Genomic DNA, 18,576 nt, shown 5'->3' on the forward strand with positions numbered 1-18,576 from the left:
GTCATCGACGGCTCTTGTCTGCCCCTGAGAACGCCGAGACAGCGATCCCACGTTCAATCTACGATCGACTGACCCTCGACAGCCACCGTCCCACCCCTTATTGTTAGGCTGGAGCAAACATGAGTGGGGTAGACAGTCGGCGTGTTCCAGCTTCTTCAACGTCATCGGATACTACACTTCATTGGATTAGCCATTCTCGGCGGCCTCTTGGCGATCGTTCTTTGGCACCTTGTCCCTCGACCAACTCTGCCACCGCGTCCCTCTAGTTATGCCCTGAGTTTGGCGGCTCCCTTCAACCGCCCCAACTTTTTCCCACTGGCCCAGGATCTGGGTCCTCCCTACTACCGACCGACGGGCGAATGGGTGGGCCGGTTAATCTTGCCCAGCCCAGAACAGCGCCATCCCAATCAGGTGAACGATTGGGTTTGGGTGGAACTGTACCAGGTTCCGGAATCAGCCCAGGATCTTCAGGGCAAAACCGTGCGCTTGCAATGGGTGGCACGTCCCGGTCCCCAGGTCTACCGACAGGCCGTCACGACGGATGTGCAATTGACCGCCGCCGCCGATCGCAGTGCCCGTTTAGGTAACGTGGTGCCAGCGCGCCTGAATGGTCGCCGTCAGGTGGGTCCCCTCCAATCCCTGGCGGGTGCCCGTCCCAATGATGACGTGATCGTTAGTCTCGCCAATCTAACCGTGCGACGGAGTGGTGCTGTCGGGGAAGTCATCCTGGAAACAGAACGGGAGCCAACCCTGGTGACAGGGCGCTTTTATGCGCTGGTGAAGATCCTTGACCCCGTCGAGCAGCCCAATCATCCCCCGCCCAACGATTGCCCCACTCTGCCCACCTGTGGGAGTGAAATTTTCCGTGTCCGCCACTACAACCCAGCCTCGCAAGATTTTGACGGCCCCGAAGGCTATGTGCGTATTCCCCAGCAACCGCGCGATCGCAGCGATCGTTTCCTGTCTACCCCCAACCAATTGGCAGAATCACCCCTAGGGGAAGCCGGGTGGTATATCTATGGTGCCCGCGATGCCCAGGGTCTTTTTACGGTTGAGGCATTGCGACCGCGATCGTTGTTTCGCCTGCACCCCGATCAGGTCTTAGTCGGACAACGGGCCGGGTTGCAATACATCCGGCGGGGCAATTGGCAGGATACCCCCCAGCGCAAGGGCACAGCCCAGTCGGTGTTGATCAGTTCCCAGGCAGAGCCACCAGCGGCGGCGATCGCCCGTTGGCAGGAAGGGGACAAGGCCCTCGTCATCCATAGCTTTGGCGGTATTGGCGGTCTCCAGGGTGAACCAACACCAGGGGCAACGGTCACGGGGCATTTTTCCTTTGGTCTGGCTGAGGTCATCCGTGATCCGTTTACCCAGGAACTTCAGTTCGCGATCACTTACCAGCAGGTCTATGCCCATAACCCCAACGGCATCATTGCCGCAACCCACACCTGGGAGAACTACATGGGCAACCTCCAGCGGGGTTGGTTGGGTAGCCGTCCGGTGGCCGATATTGTGGTCAAGCTGGCAGCCATGAATCACCCCATTGTCATTAACGACACCTCCCTATCACTGTTGCGGGAACTGTTGATCCAGGCCCAGGTGATGATGGCCCGCTATCGCACGGGGGATGGCACCGGCGTGGCAGCCGTGACCCCAGCAACCTCCTGTGTGCAGGACTCCAGCCAAGCCCTGTTTATTGCCCTGGCCCGTTTGCAGCACCAGGTGGAAAGTGATCCGACACTGCTCCAATGGTTGGCGGCCCATCCGGATGCCCCAGCCACCCAGGACTTTCAGCAGTTGGTCCGCCTTGGCCGTGCTCTGGTTGAAAAGCTGGCTCCCTATGGCACCGTTCGACCCGACTGGCGACAAAATGCTGAGACCCTGGCGGGGGTCAATGCTCGCAATGGGTTTGTGAGTGATAGCCGTTTGGTGATGGGGTTGCTCAGTTGGCAATCAATGATGCCACGGCGGGCACAGGATGAGATCAGTCGCCTACTCCTGGAGCAAGGGGCAGACCTGTGGTTTTTACGGCCCAACCAGGTCGGTGGCTGGGACCCCAATATTGAGCCGATCGCGCCTACGCTGCTCTTTGGTCAGCTTCCCTGGCTGGGTACGGCTCTCGATCGGCTGACCCAAGCTTGGATTCGTCCCCTCACGCCACAAACCTGGACGATCGCGGCGGTGGGGTTGTTGCTGTATAGCGCGATCGCGTTACCCGTGGGGTGGCGATCGGGGTTCCTCAGGCGGCAGCCCGTACCGTTTACCGTGCGGGGCTGGTTACTGCGGGCGATCGGTCTCTTTTTTCTACCCAGCTTGGGGGAGGAAATCCTGTTCCGCATTGGTTTAATTCCCCATATCACAGAAGGGGTGCCCCTCCTCTCCTGGTTAGCGTGGGCAGCGCTTAGTTTGGGATTGTTTGTTGCCTATCATCCGTTAGCCGCTTACTCCACCTATAAAGCAGGTTATCCCACCTTTTTTGATCCGATCTTTTTAAGCCTGACAACTCTATTGGGTATCGTTTGTACCGCTGCCTATGGCTTAACCGGATCACTCTGGCCACCGGTCTTCATTCACTGGCTGGTGGTGATGGTCTGGATTTTGGGCTTAGGGGGAGCGCAGCAGTTAATGGGAGGTACAGGGGAAGACGCGCTCGTCCGCAGATCGCGGCCACGTGCCCTGATGGAGGGGGACTGATCTGATTGCAAAAACCTGCTAGGCTAGCGTTTATGAAAGCAGAAAAGCCACTCGGTTTAGTTGTTCAAGGTTCCCTCAGTCAGGGATTAGAAGTCCGACTTCATGCTGACGTTTCCGTAGAAGATGTGCGGGTAGGCAAATTTTTAGTCGTCCAGGGGACGCGATCGCGCTTCTTTTGCCTGATGACCGATGTCGCTCTGGGCACCACCAGCCAACGCATTCTAGCCAATCCCCCCGACCCTAACAATAACTTCCTGCGGGAAGTCCTCGCCGGGAGCAGCACCTATGGCACGATTAATTTGGCCCCTATGCTGATGCTCTCAAATACGGTGGCCACAGATGCCGCTATTGAAGCTGTAATCGCCCCTCAAAAAACCAAAAGATCGACGAAAAAAGAGCAGGCTACCCTTGCCGCCTATGCGGCCCAAACCAGCGTTGAAGTCGAGTTAATGCCTGTTAAAACCATCCCCAATCACTTCAGTCAGGTCTTCGAGGCCAGCGAACGGGATTTTCGCATTGTCTTTGGCTGGGAGGATGATCCCTATCGCCGCAATTTCGCGATTGGGAAACCGATCGATATGGATGTGCCCGTGTGTTTAGACCTCGATCGCTTTGTTGAACGCAGTAATGGGGTCTTTGGTAAATCCGGAACCGGTAAATCCTTTTTAACGCGCTTGTTGCTATCGGGGATTATCCGCAAACAGGCAGCCGTAAACCTAATTTTTGATATGCATTCCGAATACGGTTGGGAAGCCGCCAGTGAGGGGAAACAGTTCAGTACCGTTAAGGGGTTACGGCAACTCTTCCCCGGTCAGGTGCAGATCTACACCCTTGATCCCGATTCCACCCAGCGACGTGGCGTGCGCGATGCCCAGGAGTTATATATCAGTTATGACCAATTTGAGGTCGAAGATTTGATGCTGGTTCGAGATGAACTCAACCTCTCAGAAGCCAGTCTAGAAAATGCGATTATCCTACGCAACGAGTTTGGCAAAAATTGGATTACGCGCTTATTGGCCATGACTAATAGTGAAATTCAGGAATTTTGTGAAACCAAAATGGGCAGTAAGTCCTCCATCATGGCTTTGCAACGAAAACTCAATCGTTTAGATGATTTGAAATATATTCGTAATACCAGTACCCAAAACTATATTGGTCAAATCCTCGAAAGTTTGGAAGCAGGTAAGCATGTGGTGATCGAATTTGGATCGCAATCCAATATGCTCTCCTATATGCTGGCAACGAACGTCATCGCTCGTCGCATTCACCATGCCTATGTGCGCAAAAGTGAGCGATTTTTACAAACCAAAAATCCCAGCGATCGCCCGCGCCAATTGGTGATCACGATCGAAGAGGCCCATCGGTTTCTGGACCCGGCCACCGTCCGCCAAACGATTTTCGGTACGATCGCCCGTGAAATGCGCAAATATTTTGTGACGCTACTGGTGGTCGATCAGCGGCCATCGGGCATTGATGCCGAGGTCATGTCCCAGGTGGGGACGCGGATTACGGCCCTCTTGAACGACGAAAAGGATATCGAGGCGATTTTTACCGGGGTGTCGGGGGGACAAAATCTGCGATCGGTCCTGGCAAAACTGGACTCCAAACAGCAAGCTCTTGTCCTGGGTCATGCCGTGCCCATGCCCGTGGTGGTGCAAACCCGTCCCTATGATGAAACTTTCTATGCGGAGATTGGCGATGTGCCTTGGGAGGAGATGCCAACAACAGCGGTACTCAAGGCAGCGGAGTCCGCGAAGGCTGATTTGGGATTTTAATCGTTCGGCTGTGGGTGTGAGAACCGAACATCAGGCTGTGTGATGGGATGTATAAGGTCTTGAGGCGATCGCGATCAGTACAATTCCGTATTTTTTCGGTGAGGTAAGCCACACGTTTAACTCACTTCCATCCCAGTTCTGACTCGCTTATGATGAGTTCTCAAGAGCTAATTCATTGCGTTTAACTTATGAATTAGTCTCGCTATTGATTTCAGGTTTCAACCCACAATGGACGACAACAGTTCAGATCCGTTTGAACGTTTGTCAACTGACGAGATTCTTGAAAAACTAACCAGAATTATTCAGAATCTAGGTAATCCCTGGATCAGTTGGGAAAGGGTGGAGCAACAATTCTTCTTAGAAGTTGGCGCATCTCTTGAAGACTGCTTGGGTTCGCAATGCAATCCTAGAGCTATTAAGCGATTTCTGCGGGAAAGTCGGCTATTTTCTATCTATGAAAAGCCAGATTTCACTGATTTTTACATTGCCTTGATGCAAGATACAGTACCGTATCCTTCACCCATCTCACCCCAAAAATCATCATCCTATCGAGTCAAGCGGCGCTGGAAGGTTGACTACCACATTGCAAAAATGATCCGAACAGAATTTGGTCAATCACATACCCATCCTCCTGCTTCTAAAGATCAATCAAACACTCGACCTATCCCCAAGCTTCGGCAGAGAGATGTTTCCTTCCTCCAAGATTTGCCATCTCAGATTGACTCAAAAAGCGATTTGGAACGGGCATTAGTCATACTCATTCGGTATTTAGCTAGAGGTAGTCAAGATCAGGGTATTTCCATTGATCAATTATCTCGGTATTTCCTGGCCAACTACAAAACTCCCATTCGATCAATTGCAAGGCAATACTGTCCTAGCTCTCGTCTAGTAAACTTACTAGAAACAATACCACAATTTCGGATAGAGGGATCAGGATCAGATTTGCGAATTTTCCTGACAGATGCGGTTGATGATCTTGATAAAGGGACTTCTCCTTAGAGGAGATCATATTAACTCCAAGACCAACTGTAGGGGCGGGTCGCACCAAAATTTTTGGATAAAGGCATAAATTTCAATAGACCCGCCCATCCTCTAGGGTTATGCATTTGACATCTAAGAGGGCAGATTTATACAGGTTATCGTCTCTACAGTTTTGGGGTCAATGCATAAATTCTCATAGACCCGCCCATCCCCTAGGGTTATGCATTTGACGTCTAAGAGGGCAGGTTCATACAGGTTATCGTCTCTACCTAGGATTTCTGACGCAACCTGCCCCTACAAAAGCAATGTTTCTAGCATTAACGCATTCCGCCCGATCGCAGCGTACTAATGATCACCCACAGGCCCAAAATACTCGCCACGGCAAAGAAGATATTGGTAATCAATTGCAACTGGGGGGTTTGCTGACCACTGGAAATGAACGCCGCTCCCATAATCAATGATCCCAGAATTAAACTAAAGGATAGACGGCTCGCCGCATCATCGATCGTACGCCGTAACCCGTCTAAACCCTGAACCATCATATTTACTTGCAACGTTTGGGAACTGAGGCGACTGAGCAAAAAGCCAAACTGACGGGGCGACTCCAGGGATAACCCCTTTAACTCTAAGGCACTGCGAAGCAAGGCCATATTCGATCCCCGTAATTGCTGCCAGATCATATCCGGCAAAAGGGGCTTCATTTCCGCTAATAAATTCAAATCAGGATTAAACAATAACCCCGTTCCCTCTAAATTGGTCACCGATTTTGATAGTAAGCCAATATTACTCGGAAAGGCTAAATTATTGCGTCGCGCTGCCTGGAGAACCGCATTCAAGGCTTCCCCCATATCGACATTTTCTAGGCGTAAATTATAATACCGTCGCAATAAGCGATCGTACTCTTCCTGTAATTGCTTCAAATTAATCGGCACCGACGGATCAAGGGGCGACGTAATTTGGGTCGTGAGTTGCGTACACCGCTCCGAATCTACCTCCACGATCGCCAACATCAATTCTACCAGCAGCGACTTCAAACGCGGGTCCATGCTGCCCATCATGCCGCAGTCCAACACCGCCACTCGGCCATCTTTGAGATAAAACAAGTTACCAGGATGGGGATCAGCATGAAAGAAACCATCGACTAAATATTGTTGAATAAAAGCCCGAAACACCAAACTGGTAATCGCATCCCGTTCCCTCTTAACACTTCCCCCATACTCTTTGCCGGTCAATTCCGCCTGTAAAATTGGCACTCCATCTAAATATTCCATCACCAAGACTTGACTACTGGAATATTCCGAAAAAATTACGGGAATACAAATTTTTTTCGGGTCAAACCAACTGGCCTTGGCTAGATTCTGTCGCAACTGATCCGTATACATCGCCTCCTGGGTAAAGTCCAACTCATTCGTCAGGGCCAGATTGAATTCCTCCACTAAACTGGCTACCCCATAGCGTCGCCCAAAATCCGTCCCACTCAGGCGATCGGCCAACTGCTGCAACACCGCCATATCACTCGCAACCACCTGATCAATCCCCGGTCGCTGTACCTTGAGAACAACCTGTTGCCCATTCTTAAGTACCGCTTTATGGGTTTGGGCGATCGAGCCAGCCGCCAGCGGTTGGGGATCAATTTCGGTGAAGATATCTGTGGGAGATTGGGGTAAATACTGGCGAATTTGTCGCTCCATTTGTGCCCAACTAACTGGCGGCACCTCCGATTGTAGGCGGCTCAGTGCCGTCACATAGGCAGGACTTAATAGATCAGGCCGGGTACTCAAAAGTTGACCCAGTTTCACATAAACGGGACCCAATTCCACCAAAATTTGACACACTAATTCCGGCGGTGGGATCGTTTCCTGATCCGCCTTACCGACCGTAAGCAACTGCTGCATATAGAGCCAACCATTACGGGCCAACACCTGAATAATTTCCCGCTCACGACTACCCGGGAAATTAAAGACCGTAGGGAAACCCCGATCGTTAGTCGCATTAGATACCGTCTTAGATATCGCACCCGACTCCGAAAAGCCAGATGGAGAGGAATTCGAGGTCGATCGCGTTACCATGCCCTTATCCTTGAAATAACACCATCGGATGATCGGCTTATCCGTAGTATATCGAGTTAACCTTAAAGCAAGTTTAGGTCGCTTAGAATGGGGATATTAAGACCAAAGCCAAGCAAGGTTGAGTATAAAGCCAGGGCGGACCAGCTCTCCGGTGAGGCAATCAGGAGCGATCAGAATTGCTGGCGGTTCTTGGGGGCGGTAGATGTCAGCTTGACGATCGCGGGGATTCAGCAACCACCCTAACCGCAGACCACTTGGACTGAAGTCGAGAGTATAGGCATTCATAGGTATTGGGCGAGGATTGATGGCAAAGGTTAGAGTGCAAACGTTAGCAGGTTGGCCGTTAACGTCAAATTAAATTGACACTAGGCTTCATTAAGGTTGGTAATGGCTTTGCTAACCGCAGTAATGGGAGACATAGACAGCGATCGATAACCTACGAGATATCGTAACGCTAGCGTCACTACTATCACCACTAGTAGCTCGAACAGTAAGTTCTGCAACGTTCGTAGTGCTGGCTTTAGCCGGCAACGACTAAAGTCGTTAACCAACGTTGCGAAACTTTATGTTTACTGTACTAGGGCGATAAAGCCCTACCCAACTGCGCCAAACGCCTTTAAGAGTTGCACCACTTCCTCATACCCATTAAATTCCGCTAACTTCAGTGCGGTATACCCCATCTGATTGAGTAACGCCACATTGGCATGGGCAGCTAGCAATTTCTTAACCACCGCCACATGCCCCCGATGTGCCCCCCACATCAAGGCTGTTGCCCCCGCCTCATCCTGAAGGTTGGGATCAGCCCCGTGGGCCAAGAGCAACGCGACCATCTCCTCATCCCCCAGATCCGCCACCTGCATTAGCAAAGTTTTTCCCTGCTTGAGGCGCAAATTGGGATCAGCCCCATGCTCAAGCAGTAGTTTAACTAAATCCGAGTGCCCCTGCATCGCCACGATCACCAACACCGACTCATCCAGATTGCGATCGTTCGCATTAGCCCCTCGACTCAACAACAACGTCATCACCGCCCGGTGCGCCTGGACAGCCGCCAACAGCAACGGCGTATCGCCCAAATAATTACGGCAATGGAGCGGTGCCCCCCGATTCAAGAGCAATTCCAGGCTTGCGGTTTGCCCCTCCAGGGCCGCCAGATGCAACGCCGTTTCCCCCTCCTCGTCAGCCGCATGGGGATCAGCCCCCGCATCTAAGAGCAGGCGCACACAATCCAAATTTCCCATCTCCACCGCCAGATTAAGGGGTAACCCCTGAGCACTGAGTTGGTTCGGGTCTGCCCCCGCCGCCAGGAGTAACGAGACAACCGCCGTATGGCCCTTAGCGATCGCCAGATTCAGGGCCGTATCCCCCTGTTTATCCCAGCCATTGACCTTGGCCCCTGCCGCCACGAGAAGCTGCACCGACGCGGCGTCCCCCCGTAACGCCGCCACCATCACCGCCGTACTCCCATCCTGACTCTGAACATTAACCTCAGCCCCCTTATCCAGCAACAACTGCACCATCTGGGGCTGGTAATTCGCAGCAGCCAGCATCAGGGCCGTCAGGCCAAAGGTCGATCGCACCTGGTTGACCTCCGCGCCGGCAGCAATCAAGGTCTGTGCCACGGCTAAATTTCCCTGCTGAGCCGCAAACATAAGGGGCGTAGTGCCCTTCTGATCGATGGCGTTGACCGACACCCCCGCTGCCACACAAGCCCGTACACGGTTCACATCCTCCTGTTTTACCGCGTCAAATAGGGCTGCTGTATCCACCAGATTCGGGTCGCGATCGCGCATGGGGATAATACCTCCCCCTCAGCAAAATTGGGCTAGCCCATCCAGCTTACCCCAGACTGATTTCCCTCCCGGCCTTGAGTTAAATCTTGTGACAATTCCTCGTCAAGAAACGTAAAGGGGGGATCAGCCTGTGGAAAACCCCCAATTTTCTGTGGAAAACCCTGGGGAAAACCCTGGGGAAAACGGGGCAAAGTTGTGGGAAACTTACCTAGGTATAAATACGCTGTGGAAAAGTCGCTGAGTTTTCCACAGTTTTTCCACAGGCTGAGATCGTCTGTAATATTGACAGTGTAAGGGTTTCAAATTTTTATCCACAGTTTCCACAGGCCCTACTACTACTAGATTAATTTTTTAAAAAAAACAGCAGCGATCTTTTAAACGCGCACAAGACAAACTGAAACCGTACAACCGTACAAAGGTTGGAATGAGTGAAACGGGGATGCTAGGATCTCAGTCCAGTTCTCTCTAGCGAAGTAACCCGATCGCACAAATACCAACTAAACGACGACGAAACATTCCGCCCGCCCGCGCTGCGCGTTTTCCCCAACTTCCCCAGCCTTTTCCCCAGTCCTTTTCGCCAATTCCCTTGCCCTCAACGTCTTGAACTAGGCAGAGTCCCCATGAAACTGGTTTGTTCCCAAAGTGACCTCAGCACCCATTTGTCCCTGGTGAGTCGAGCGGTGCCGTCGCGGCCTACCCATCCGGTGTTGGCGAATGTGCTGTTGGCGGCGGATGCGGCGACCCAACGGGTGAGTTTGACGGCCTTTGACCTGAGCTTGGGGATTCAAACGAGTTTTGCGGCTCAGGTAGAGGCTCCGGGGGAGATTACGCTCCCCGCCCGGTTGTTGGGCGATATTGTGTCGCGCTTGCCTGCTGATAGTGAAATTACGCTGGAAATCGACAGTGACCAGCCGACGACGGCGCGGTTATCCTCTCGCTTTGGCCACTATGAGGTGCGGGGCTTGGGGGCGGAGGATTTCCCGGAGTTGCCGCTGATGCAGACGGGGGAGGCGGTGCCGCTACCGGCGGAGGCATTGGTGCAGGGACTTCAGGGGTCGCTGTTTGCGGCCAGTACGGATGAAACCAAGCAGGTGTTGACGGGGGTCCACCTCAAGGTATTGCAGGATGGGTTGGAGTTTGCGGCCACAGATGGCCATCGGTTGGCGGTGGTGGAAACGGAAAATCCGGAGGATGAGGCTGGGGCTAAGTCGCCGGTGGATGAGTTTGCGGTGACGGTTCCGGCGAAGGCGCTGCGGGACCTGGAGCGGATGGTTGACGCTAGTAAGGCGGATGGGCCGATCGCGCTGTATTTTGATCAGGGCCAGACGGTGTTCCAGTGGGGGGATCAGTACCTCACGACGCGGACCTTGGAGGGTCAGTATCCCAACTATCGTCAATTGATTCCTCAGCAGTTTAGCCGCCAGATTACGGTGGAGCGGAAGCTGTTGGTGGGGGCGTTGGAGCGGATTGCGGTGTTGGCGGATCAGAAGAACAATGTGGTGAAGGTGACGATCGACAGTACGAATCAGGAGATCACGCTGTCGGTGGAAGCGCCGGATGTGGGCAGCGGGGAGGAGAAGATCCCGGCCCAGGTGTCAGGGGAGGATCTGGAGATTGCGTTCAATGTGAAGTATTTGCAGGATGCGCTGAAGGCGTTGCCCTCGACGGAAATCCAACTCCAGTGCAATCAAGCCACCAGTCCCGCGATCGTGACGCCCCTGGGGGCCTTGAAAATGACCTACCTGGTGATGCCGGTGCAGATTCGATCGTAGGATTACTCGCTGTCCTAGGCAATACTGCCCCGCTTTCGGGTTTCCTTGTAGGACGTTCCTATGTTGCGCAGGCCCGCCCGAATCATTTCTTGCTCCAGCAGGGCAAAGAACCGGCTACGATCGCCCCCCCGCACCACCGCTTGATTATGGGCCTCGGCCAAGGCGACGGGATAGCCATAGCCCTTTTGCACCTGGGCGATCGTCAAACTCAGGGCCGAATTGAATAACTCGGTATCTTCCGCCACCCAGGCGGGACACTCGATGCGGGCAATTTCCGTCCCCACATGGACATAGCAGAAATAAATCGTTTGCGCCCCATACTGCTCCAAAATCCGTGCTGAACTGCGCCACAGGGGTCCCCGTTGTCCCGGCTGAAGGCGGGCAGCCCAGAGGGCCGTGTCCCGCAGGGGATCAAAACAATGGCAGGGGGGCTGTTGCTTCAGGGGCAGGGCAAGTTGGCGATGCTCTTGGGGAGACGCTGCGCGAACGCGGTTCGCGGGATTGGCAGACTCGGCTTCGCGGTAACAATGCTTAAAACAGTCGGGATTGGGATAGGGACAGGCTTGTAGGCGGAGGAAATTCGTACTTTCGCCACTCCGGGAAGCACTCAGGTAGCCAATGAGGGGAACCCGATGCTGACGGAGTTGCTCCCAGGCCCGCAGGATCGGCGGCAAAATCAGGGCGCGGGCTTCTGCCGGTAATGGGTCCAGAAACCAGTAGATCAGCGACCCATCGACCATTGCGAGGCGGGGTGGAATTTTCTCGTTGTTACTCGCTTGATCAGGAGAGTTGAGGACGCGATCGGTATTCCCCGACTTGATAGCCTGCTCGCCAACCCCATTCCCCGACTCAACCATCGTCAGTGCAGTGGCCAATTCTGCTAAAACCGTCACTTCCGAGACGGTGCGGCGATGCCCCATCCATTCCTCAGTGCGAATGCCCCACTGGCGGGACAGGTACAAATCCTCGGCTCGGTAAAACACCTCCGGTAGGCTATCGAGCAACGGTTGGCGGTTCTGGCCGTAGTGCAATACGACCCGGCCAATATTCAGTAAATAACAATAGGCAATCTCGTGGTGGCTGGGGGCAATCTGGGAGCCGTCGGTGGCGATCACAGTATGGCGAGGGGGCGGGGGCTGAATTGCCACCTGAGTGGTCAATGGCTCGACGGGCACGGCGGCGGTGAAGGCAAGGCGATCGCGCCATTCCTGATGGGTTTGCACCAGTTCGGCTTGGCGATCGCGGGCCTGTTGCAAGAATCGCAGCGCTAAATCCAGGCGTTTCTGGGCAGCGGTGGCCTCCTGGGACAGGTGTTGGCTGAGGCCCTGGAGTTGTTGCGCCAGTTTGGTGAGGTCAAGCATGGCCAGGAAAACATAACAAATGTGGGGGCACGCTGTAGCGATTGTGTTGAAAGTCAGTTGAAAGTCAAGAGACTGGGGAAAGTTTTTGCCGCCGCAATCGTAAGCATAGCAAAGTGACGGCCAGCCTTGGCCGTTCGGCCGTGGTTAATGGGGGCAACCCCCACTAAACGAGCAATCTGTTGATCGCTCCAGGTGCCAAGTTCCGGCAATTCGGCTAAACAACGCGCCGCAGTGACCGGGCCAATGCCGTTGACTGCATTCGGAGACTGGCAGGCCAGGGCTTGCGGCAGGATATGGACATCGCGGGTCGCTTTACTGACATCAATACAAAGCGGTATTCTTTACCCAGGGGCAGACGGGTTACCTAATCCTCAACATACAAGGGGCAGGTTTTCCAGAATATTTCAACGAGGCAAATCAATCTTGATAAACCTGCCCTGCCTAGAGAGCGCGGTACATCAAGACGATCGCGTTTTTTTAGATTTTGGGTTAACCATCGGTATCCTGAGGCTGGGCGGGTTCAGGTAGATTTTGCGTTTTCCCCATCGATTTGGGTGCAACCCGCCCCTACGAAATGTTTTTTGAAAAAAATTTTTTTATGGTTATCCAAGCGTAACTGCTGTCCTTAAGTCGGTCTCTTACACGCTGATGACGCGTATTCGGTTTGACCTTGTTCCTGATCCAAGCCCAGCAGCAAGGACAGGCCAAAAAGCAGCAAGCCGCGTTGCTAGAGACAGATCTGCCGCAACTGTGGATTCTCGCCAGTGCCATCACCCAACCCCAACTCACCGGACTGGGGGCGATCGCACAACCCGATTGGCCTACGGGGGTTTACCACTTGCCAAGCCTGCTGCGAACCGCCATGATCGATCCGAAGACTATACGCCTTTGCTCTTTGTCGCGGGCCGAACTACTCGATCGTTTTCAAGCCCAGTAAGCTGCGATCGCAGGAGATTGCGCACGACTAGTACAGCAAACATAAAGTTTCGCAACGTTGGTAGTAACGACTTTAGTCGTTGCCGGCTAAAGCCAGCACTACGAACGTTGCAGAATTTACTGTTCGAGCTACTAGTACATCAAACATAAAGTTTCGCTCGGACAGACAGGTTTACCATAGTGTAGATGTACTAAAGTCATGCCGGTTTCAGGATGTTGGCTGCCCCCCATTTCGATAAAACCGTAGCGATTATAAAAATGCCGCCCGATCGTATTTTGCGCAAAAACATCCACGGCTAGTGCGCCTTTAAGCTGCACCGCATAATCCATCAGGGCAAGACCTACTCCTCGGCCTTGCATGGCCGGATCAACAAAGAACCCACCGACCGTTTGGCCAAGCAACGCCATGAAACCAACTACTTGGCCTAGGTGTTCGTACACCCAGGTTTCAGCCACCGGTAAATACGGATTGGCATCAATACCCCCTCTCAACAATAACCAGTCGCACAGCAGGCATGGCGCTGATCTTTAGCCTAGGCAGCCAGCTTCCATCCCCATCCTGCTGCCAGTCGTAACAAGACCGGCCATGCCCAACAAAAAAGCCCTGACTGAAACAGCCAGAGCAATCAAGCCTCAATTCCAAAAACCGAAATAGGGAGAAACCAATAAGGAGTAGTCAAATCAGCGAAAACCTTTAGTGAATCCCAAAAGAGAACAGCACCAGGGCCGTCACAAACAACGTCGCCAGACCGCCTTGCAGCGCATACCGTTGTTGCTGGAACGCCGAGGGGTACGTGGCATAGTACATTTCCGGCTCTTTAGCGTAGTTGTTGAGAATGCCGTTGTCGAGTTGGGTAGTATACATCGTCGTTGCCTCTGTGAGTAAGGGGTGTTGTCTGTCCTGTTGTTACACAATGTAACGCATTGTTAAGTTTATTGTCAAGTACTTGACAGATTGATTATTGATGGATCTAATTTGAGTCGCTAATCATCCGGCAAGCACAGCGCGTCACTCGGCCCAGACGTGCAACCGGCCACTCAGCTCGTGCGCAGAATTCAAGTAGCGGTAGACCAACTCACCGAGTTTCCGATGATGGGACGCACCGGGTGCATTGCCAATACGCGAGAGAATGACGAATCCTTGCGACCTCGCATCTGGTAACGAATAACACGGCAAAGCTACCCGATCCCAAACCCTAAATACCCTCCTGCTCATGCCCCACAAACTCGACAAGGCATAAGGAACACGGCCCCATAGTTCTGGATCTACCCTCATCATGTCTTTACTCAGGATCAGACTATTGGGGGGATTTTCCCTCGTATTTGAGGATCGTCCCGTGACTACCCTCAGTAGCGGACGATCGCAGGCTCTCTTGGCCTACCTGCTTCTGAATCGTCAAACCGCCCAATCCCGACAACGGATCGCCTTTCACCTGTGGCCAGACTCAACCGACGAGCAAGCACGGGCTAATTTGCGCAAAGAGTTAAGCCGCCTACGCCATAGCCTGCCCCACGCAGACGACTATCTTCAAGTTGATACCAAAACGTTGCAATGGTTACCCAGCCGGAACTTTAGTCTCGATGTCATTGAGTTTGAAACCGCTACCAAAGCTGCCGAACAACCGGCGAATCCCCAAACCCTGCGCACCCAGTTGGCACAAGCCCTGGAACACTACCGGGGTCATCTGCTCCCGCATTGGGAAGAGGATTGGTTACAGCCCGATCGCGAACGTCTGCGCGATCGCTACCTTTGGGCCTTAGGGCAACTCGTCCAGGTCGCTGAAACCCAACACGATTACCCCACCGCCCTCGCCTATGCCCAACACCGTCTCCGGGCTGATCCCCTCAATGAAGCGACCTATGCCACCCTCATGCGCTTACATGGGTTGAATGGCGATCGGGCCAAGGCATTACAGGTTTACCACCAGTGCCTGACAATGTTACGGGAAGAGTTAGGGGTTGATCCCAGTGGGGCCACCCGCAAGCTTTATGAAGCCCTCCTGATGGAGGCGGAAATCCCTGACGTATCGCCTAATGTTGATCGCCCCCTTGTCGATCGCCCCCTTGCGCCTACGCTTCCGTCAATATCGCTACCAGCCCCTATCTCCCGTTCAGCCCCATCACCCCTAGTGGGCCGCGAACACGAATGGGGTTTGATTCAGCAATGGGTCAGTACCGTTTTACCGGGAATGCCTCACCCAACTTCCGGCGATCGCTCCCTAGATGCTCAACCTAAAGTATTGCTCTTATGCGGCGAACCTGGGATTGGCAAAACCCGCCTCCTGGAAGAACTACGCAGTCTAGCGGCCACCCATCATGCCCAGGTGCTGTGGGGACATGGTTTTGCGGCTGAGCAGATGCGACCCTATGGCGTTTGGATTGATGCGTTACGATCGGGGGCGATGACCGCAACCACAGACATTCCCCCTGAACTCGGCTTTTTACTACCCGAAGTGGGCAAACCGCCCCACGCATCGCCTGACCTGAGTCATTTATTTGATGCCGTCGTCCATCTGCTCAAACAATGGGCAGCTCAGGGACCTCTGTTAGTGTTTCTGGATGATATCCAGTGGCTAGATGACGCTTCCGCTGCCCTGCTGCACTATGCCATCCGTTTACTGCGGCCCTTGCCCGTTTTATTTGCCTTTTCCGCCCGCCCGCAGGAATTAGTTGATCATGCGGCGGTCTCACAAGTCATCCAAGCGCTACGCCGGGAACAATGGTTGCAAACCCTGGAATTGCAGGTTCTCGATCGCGAGCAAACTGCCGCGTTAATTCGCAGTACCCAGGCAATCCCCGCCGCCGCTTTATCCCTATCGGTGGTCAACCAGGTGTTTATCGATAGCGGCGGGAATCCTCTTTTTGCCCTGGAAATTGCCCGATCGCGGAGCATTGCCCCAGGCGAATCGCGTCAAGGCGGTACCGATGGCACCTGGAACCCTAATCAACCGGCCCCTACAGTTGAAGCCCTGATTCGCGATCGCCTCCAGCAACTGGATAGTGCAACGCGAGCAATTTTGCCGTGGGCTGCTGCCTTGGGCCGTAATTTTCAACCTTCGATGCTGGCCTATGTGGCCGACTATCCAACGACCCAGTTACTAGCGGCGATCGCCCAATTGGAGCAACAGGCGATTATTCGGCCCAGCACGGCTGGGGAGACCGAACGGGGCTATGATTTTGCCCACGATATCGTGCGGCAGGTGGTCTATGCCCAGCTATCGGAACCACTACGGCAACTTATCCACGCCCAGATTGCGCATAAACTCGACCAGCAGGCCCCCCCCGACCAGAGTCTTGCCAGTACCATTGCCCACCACGCGGCCTTGGGCGGCGATCGTGCCCTAGCAGCCTCGGCGGCCCTTGCCGCAGCAGAACGGTGTCTGAAATTATTTGCCTATGCGGAAGCCTTCGCGCTTGCCCAACAGGGGCTGCACCATTGCCAAGGGCTACCGCCCCAGACGCGCCTGGTTCTCCAAGCCAGTTTGCTGCGGGTGGGTTTCCTGGCGGGGGTGACGGGCGATCGGGCAATGCAGTTGGAGTATGAGGTGCAGCAGGTGCTGGATGAGGCCAAGCGGTTGGGGGTAGCCCAGGCCGCAGCGATCGCCCTGGAAACCTTAATGAGCTTGCAGTTCGATCGCAGTAACTTTACCGATGTGCATCAGCATTCCCTCCAGGCCGCTGAAGTGAGTCGGGTGGCGAGTCCTGCGATCGCGGCCCAGATGTTGGCCTATAGCGGTTCGTGTTTGGCGGAAATTGGCCGGGATATGCGACGGGCAGAAGCGCTGCTCCTGGAGGCCCAGACATTGGCAAACCGGGTTGGCCTAGAACTGTGCGATCTGTTCAGTGGGTTGGGCTGTGTGGCCCGTCACTATGGCCGCTATCCAGAGGCGCGATCGTACTTGCAACGGGCATGGCGGTTGACCCAAGCCCAGCAGGATCACTGGCGCGAGTGTACCTATCTCAGCTATTTGGCCATGCTTGAGTTGGAGACGGGGCAACCCCAGGCCGCCCTAGCCTATGGTGAGGAAATGCAGGCCGTGGCGGCAAAAATGCAAGGGGAAGGCAGTGAGGCGGTGATCGCACAGGCGTTGATGGCCTTGGCCCATTATCAATTGGGGGATTCAGAAACAGATACCGAGATCACGCAGGCGATCGCGACGTTGCAACAGTTGGATGCAAAACGCATGCTGGCTTACGTCTTAATTGGGCTGGCTGAGACTGACTTAAACCGGGAGCAACCAGCGTTGGCGGTCGATCGTGCCCAATTTGCCCTTGAAAATGCCCAAATTGTGAACCATCCGAGTGAGATTGCCCTCGCTTGGGCCGTTTTGATCCAAGGCTTATTCACGAGCGGGGAGGGACAACGCGCCACCGAACAGTTGACGCAACTTCAGCAAACCCTTGATCGTGCGGCTCTCAGTCTACGGGCACAAACAGCGATCGATCACGTCACACCAGACCGCCCCCCAATCCCTCTAAAATAAGCGAATACATACCACTAACCCCTGCACACCCGCTTAAGACAATTTGGCATGGTCACCAATCCCTCCCCCCCAGAAACCGCCCCAGATCAGCCCTGGTGGGTACAGCAGTGGGTGGATCTGCTCAATTCCTATCGCTTCAAAAAACGCTTGGAACGTGCCCGCAACTATGCCCGCGAAGGCCATGTCCTGCGGATTGAGTTTGTTGGCCCGAAGGTACTGGCCGATGTCCAGGGAACTGAACCCGATCCTTACAAGGTGTCCCTGTTTCTCAACCCCTTCAGCGACGAGGAATGGGGCTATGTGATCGAAAGCATGTCCAAGCGGGCGATTTTTGCTGCCAAACTCCTCGCGGGGGAAATGCCCGCCAATATCGAGGAAGTCTTTACCCAAAACGGCCTCTCCCTGTTCCCCTTCACCCTCTCCGAAATTCGTAGCCGCTGCTCTTGCCCCGACAAGGCCAACCCTTGTAAGCACATTGGTGCAGTCTACTACCTCCTAGGCGATCGCTTTAGTGAAGATCCCTTTGTGCTGTTTCAACTACGCGGACGCACCCGTGAGCAAATTCTCACTGCCCTGCGCCAACTCAGGAGCCAGGGGGAAACGGCTACCGATGCCGCACCCCCCGTAGCGCCAACGATCGCAGCCGCGCCCCCCTTACCCGCGATTGAGCAGTTCTGGAACTATAGCGAACCCCTGGAACCCTCACTGGTGGTC

13 protein-coding genes and 1 pseudogene are annotated in these 18,576 nt (G+C 54.1%); 7 read left to right on the forward strand and 7 right to left on the reverse strand.

Translation table 11 applies throughout. The features are described 5' to 3' along the window. Positions 1–141: 141 nt before the first annotated feature. The 3 genes from ACWIUF_RS16695 (at position 142) to ACWIUF_RS16705 (ending at position 5,468) form a co-directional block, all read left to right on the forward strand. On the forward strand, positions 142–2,694 hold the full coding sequence (locus tag ACWIUF_RS16695) for a CPBP family glutamic-type intramembrane protease (RefSeq protein WP_448573655.1): 2,553 nt from the start codon (positions 142–144) through the stop codon (positions 2,692–2,694). Between the two features lie 32 nt (positions 2,695–2,726). After that, a complete protein-coding gene (locus ACWIUF_RS16700; RefSeq protein ID WP_448573656.1) occupies positions 2,727–4,469 on the forward strand; it encodes a helicase HerA domain-containing protein in 1,743 nt (580 codons plus the stop codon). 228 nt (positions 4,470–4,697) lie between these two features. Next, positions 4,698–5,468, forward strand: a complete 771-nt coding sequence (locus ACWIUF_RS16705) for a hypothetical protein (protein ID WP_448573657.1) — start codon at positions 4,698–4,700, stop codon at positions 5,466–5,468. Between the two features lie 299 nt (positions 5,469–5,767). Here the strand turns inward: ACWIUF_RS16705 and ACWIUF_RS16710 are convergent, their stop codons facing one another. From ACWIUF_RS16710 to ACWIUF_RS16720, 3 genes are all read right to left on the reverse strand, one after another. Next, positions 5,768–7,519 (reverse strand): ABC1 kinase family protein, encoded by a 1,752-nt coding sequence (locus ACWIUF_RS16710; protein WP_448573658.1) that lies wholly within the window; start codon positions 7,517–7,519, stop codon positions 5,768–5,770. Between the two features lie 96 nt (positions 7,520–7,615). Then, on the reverse strand, positions 7,616–7,804 hold the full coding sequence (locus tag ACWIUF_RS16715) for a Uma2 family endonuclease (RefSeq protein ID WP_448573659.1): 189 nt from the start codon (positions 7,802–7,804) through the stop codon (positions 7,616–7,618). 308 nt (positions 7,805–8,112) lie between these two features. Next, the gene (locus tag ACWIUF_RS16720) at positions 8,113–9,309 is read right to left on the reverse strand and encodes an ankyrin repeat domain-containing protein (protein ID WP_448573660.1); all 1,197 of its coding nucleotides are present in this window, start codon (positions 9,307–9,309) and stop codon (positions 8,113–8,115) included. A gap of 620 nt (positions 9,310–9,929) precedes the next feature. On the opposite strand from ACWIUF_RS16720, the gene dnaN reads away from it, so the two are divergent. Next, positions 9,930–11,081 (forward strand): DNA polymerase III subunit beta, encoded by a 1,152-nt coding sequence (dnaN, locus tag ACWIUF_RS16725; RefSeq protein ID WP_448573661.1) that lies wholly within the window; start codon positions 9,930–9,932, stop codon positions 11,079–11,081. A gap of 14 nt (positions 11,082–11,095) precedes the next feature. Here dnaN and ACWIUF_RS16730 read toward each other — a convergent pair whose 3' ends face one another. After that, complete coding sequence (locus ACWIUF_RS16730) at positions 11,096–12,442, reverse strand: DNA double-strand break repair nuclease NurA (RefSeq protein WP_448573662.1); 1,347 nt, start codon at positions 12,440–12,442, stop codon at positions 11,096–11,098. A 142-nt stretch (positions 12,443–12,584) separates the two neighbouring features. Next, positions 12,585–12,699 (reverse strand): annotated as a pseudogene (locus ACWIUF_RS16735) (transposase); the annotation flags it as partial. Positions 12,700–13,106: 407 nt separating this feature from the next. Here ACWIUF_RS16735 and ACWIUF_RS16740 point away from each other — a divergent pair. Then, a complete protein-coding gene (locus ACWIUF_RS16740) occupies positions 13,107–13,379 on the forward strand; it encodes a hypothetical protein (protein WP_448573663.1) in 273 nt (90 codons plus the stop codon). 131 nt (positions 13,380–13,510) lie between these two features. Here the strand turns inward: ACWIUF_RS16740 and ACWIUF_RS16745 are convergent, their stop codons facing one another. Together ACWIUF_RS16745 and psb34 are read right to left on the reverse strand one after the other, a co-directional pair. Next, positions 13,511–13,834 (reverse strand): GNAT family N-acetyltransferase, encoded by a 324-nt coding sequence (locus ACWIUF_RS16745; protein ID WP_448573664.1) that lies wholly within the window; start codon positions 13,832–13,834, stop codon positions 13,511–13,513. A gap of 238 nt (positions 13,835–14,072) precedes the next feature. Beyond that, complete coding sequence (gene psb34 / locus ACWIUF_RS16750) at positions 14,073–14,243, reverse strand: photosystem II assembly protein Psb34 (RefSeq protein ID WP_448573665.1); 171 nt, start codon at positions 14,241–14,243, stop codon at positions 14,073–14,075. A gap of 472 nt (positions 14,244–14,715) precedes the next feature. Here psb34 and ACWIUF_RS16755 point away from each other — a divergent pair, with 472 nt between their 5' ends. Both ACWIUF_RS16755 and ACWIUF_RS16760 read left to right on the forward strand, forming a co-directional pair. Continuing rightward, entirely contained in the window at positions 14,716–17,862 is a 3,147-nt protein-coding gene (locus tag ACWIUF_RS16755) for an ATP-binding protein (protein ID WP_448573666.1), read from the forward strand. A 48-nt stretch (positions 17,863–17,910) separates the two neighbouring features. Next, on the forward strand, positions 17,911–18,576 hold a 666-nt coding region (locus ACWIUF_RS16760; RefSeq protein ID WP_448573667.1), incomplete at its 3' end, for an SWIM zinc finger family protein.

This window comes from Trichothermofontia sp. (assembly GCF_053493415.1).